We start from the raw sequence: 2,102 nt of genomic DNA on the forward strand, positions 1-2,102 counted from the left end.
GGCCCGGGGAGGGGCCGGGCCAGGCAGATCGGGGCGGCAGCGGCGTCGTCGGTCACGTCGGGGCAGCCTAGTCCATCGACCGCCTCGGATCCGGCCCGTGCGCGGGCCGGATCAGAGCACCCGGGGCGGGGTGTTGCCGGCGGCGACGATGGCGCGGCGCATCGGCACGGCGGCCAGCAGCGCGAACCCGACCACGAAGAAGATCAGCAATGAGACCAGGCCCACCCGGTAGGAGGCGGTGAGCTGGAACACCAGGCCGAAGGCGAGCGGCCCGAGCCAGCTGGTGCCCTTGTCGCTGATCTCGTAGAAGCCGTAGTACTCGCCCTCCTTGCCGGCGGGGATGAGCTGGCTGAACAGCGACCGGCTCAGCGCCTGGCTGCCGCCGAGCACCAGCCCGATGCATCCGCCGAGGATCATGAACGGCAGCGGCGCCTCGGCCGGTAGGCGGAACGCGGCGATGATCACACCGGTCCAGAGCACCAGGGACAGCAGCACGGTCTTCCACGCGCCGATGCGCCGGGCCAGGGCGCCGAGAGCCAGCGCGCCGCCGAAGGCGAGGAACTGCACCAGCAGGATCGTCACGATCAGGGTGCTCTGCTCCAGCTTCAACTCCTCGATGCCGTACTGGCTGGCCAGGGTGATGACGGTCTGGATGCCGTCGTTGTAGACCAGGAAGGCGAGCAGGAAGAACAGCGTCAGCGGGTACGCCTTCATCTGGCGCAGGGTGCGGCTGAGTTGCCGGAACCCGTCGGTGAGCACGTTGCCGTCGCCGTGCAGCGCCTCGGCGGTGGGGTGCTCGCGCAGCCAGCGCAGCGGGACCAGGGTGAACGCCGCCCACCACAGCCCGGCCGAGACGATCGACCAGCGGGCCAGGTCGAGGGTGCGCTGCGGGTTGCCCTCCTCGCTGAGCATGCTGACCGCGACCAGGTTCAGCGCGAGCAGCAGCCCGCCGCCGAGGTAGCCGATGGCCCAGCCGCGGCTGGAGATGGCGTCGCGGTCGTCGGGGCCGCCGAGCTGCGGCAGGAAGGAGTTGTAGACGACGATCGCCGCGCCGAAGGAGATGTTGGCGATCAGGAACAGCGCCCCGCCGAGCAGGTACCGGTCGCCGGTGACGAAGGCGAACCCGATGGTCGCGCCGGCGCCGGTGAACGCGGCGGCGGCCAGCAGCCGCTTCTTGTGCACCGACCGGTCGGCCACCGCACCGATCACCGGCAGCAGGAAGACGGTGAGCAGGACCGACAGCGAGACCAGGTAGGGGTAGTAGGACCCGGGGGCGACCCGGATGCCCAGCGGGTGCACGTACCCGTCGCACTGGTCGGCGCCCAGCTCGCAGCCGGCGGCGAGCTTCGCGACGGTGGTCAGGAAGGGGCCGAGGAACACCGTGATGACGGTGGTCTGGAACGCCGAGTTGGCCCAGTCGTAGAAGTACCAGCCGGTGCGCTCGCGGCGGGTGCTGCCCGGGTGCGCGGGATCGGCGACGGCGGGGGTGACCGTTTCGGCCATCGGGGTCCTTCGTTCAGGCGGCCCAGTGGCCGCGGCTGCGGTAGACGTCGCGCAGCACGCCGACGTGATCGGTCATGATGCCATCCACACCCCGGTCAAGTAAGTCGTGCATGTCGGCAGGTTCGTCGACCGTCCAGACGTGCACCTGCAACCCGAGCCGGTGGCAGTAGTCCAGGAACCGCTGATCCACGACGGGGATGCGGCCGTAGCGCACCGGGACCTGGGCGGCGACCACGGACGGCGGCAGCCGCAGCGGCCGCCCGTGCAGGGAGGCCATCCGCAGCCGGGCCACCCCGCGCATGCCGAGGCTGGTGGCGACCTTCGGCCCGGCCAGGGCGCGCAGCCGGACCAGCCGTGCGTCGCTGAACGAGGCCAGCAGCACCCGCTCGCACGCACCGGCGCGGGTGACGGCCCGCACGGTGGGTTCCACTCCGTCGTCGGCCTTGACGTCGATGTTGAACCGGACCTCCGGCCAGGCGCCCAGGACCTCGTCGAGGCGGGGCACGACGGCGGCGCCGCCGACCCGTACCGAGGCCAGGTCGGCCCAGCGCAGGGCGGCGATGCGCCCCCGCTCGCCGGTGACCCGGTGCAGGGTGGCG

General features: G+C 71.9%; 2 protein-coding genes. Both read right to left on the bottom strand.

Going from position 1 to position 2,102, the window contains the following annotated elements; all coding sequences use genetic code 11:
• Positions 1-111 precede the first annotated feature (111 nt).
• A complete protein-coding gene (locus tag DKL51_RS15220; RefSeq protein WP_124812181.1) occupies positions 112-1,503 on the bottom strand; it encodes an MFS transporter in 1,392 nt (463 codons plus the stop codon).
• A gap of 13 nt (positions 1,504-1,516) precedes the next feature.
• A partial coding sequence (locus tag DKL51_RS15225; RefSeq protein WP_124812182.1) for a glycerophosphodiester phosphodiesterase family protein occupies positions 1,517-2,102 on the bottom strand: 586 nt, incomplete at its 5' end.

It is taken from the genome of Micromonospora globispora, from assembly GCF_003857015.1.
Lineage (GTDB): Bacteria > Actinomycetota > Actinomycetes > Mycobacteriales > Micromonosporaceae > Micromonospora > Micromonospora globispora.